This is a genomic window from Mesorhizobium sp. M7A.F.Ca.US.006.04.2.1, assembly GCF_004022915.1.
GTDB lineage: Bacteria > Pseudomonadota > Alphaproteobacteria > Rhizobiales > Rhizobiaceae > Mesorhizobium > Mesorhizobium ciceri.
Window position 1 is genome coordinate 1 of sequence record NZ_RZQA01001529.1, and the last position, 660, is coordinate 660.

Here is a 660-nt window from a genome sequence, read left to right on the forward strand (position 1 = left end):
CTCCAGACGATCTGGCCTTCGGCATCGAGTATCGCCGTATCGACATCGCTATTCAGTGAGAACGGTGTGAAAGTGATGCTGACCGAAGGCAACGAACCGCCCGATGGGAAGAAGGCGCTGCGGATTTCCGCCGCAAGCTGGAAGTCTTTCAGGGTCGATTTCGACAGGTCGCGTCCAAATCGCGCATCCTGTTTCCAAGTCCAGTCCTGGCTGGTCATGTCGATCAGCGATGCTAGATTTTGTGCGAAGAACCGGTCCAGCAAGCCGCCAGGGGCGAACAATTTGGCGAAATCTGCCATCGCAACATCCTCGGTGGCGTCGCGGGCGAAGGGATAACGGCCGCTGATTGCGGCTTCACAAGGGGCTGTGACCGTCTGGTCAAGTATCTGATTCAAGTTGGTCACCGAGGTTTCGGCAACGTTGCCTTCGAACTCATCCGCCGTCGCGTTGACCATCCGGCCGAGTTGCTTGGGCAGGCGCGAGACATTGGCGCGAAGCGTGGCTATCTGCAGCTGCAGGTTCGAATTGACGCGTTCCGTCTGCGAAGGAACTTCGGCCGCCAGTTGCAGGCTCTGATAGATATCGCTGAAGTTTTGGGTCAGAGCATCGATCGGGCGATGTCCGGCAGGGCCGTTCACCAGGGCCTGGAATGGTCTGAAT

1 pseudogene is annotated in these 660 nt (G+C 57.9%); it reads right to left on the reverse strand.

The annotated features are described in order from the left end of the window. A pseudogene (locus EN925_RS38535) lies at window positions 1-638 on the reverse strand (type VI secretion system membrane subunit TssM); the annotation flags it as partial. Window positions 639-660 lie beyond the last annotated feature (22 nt).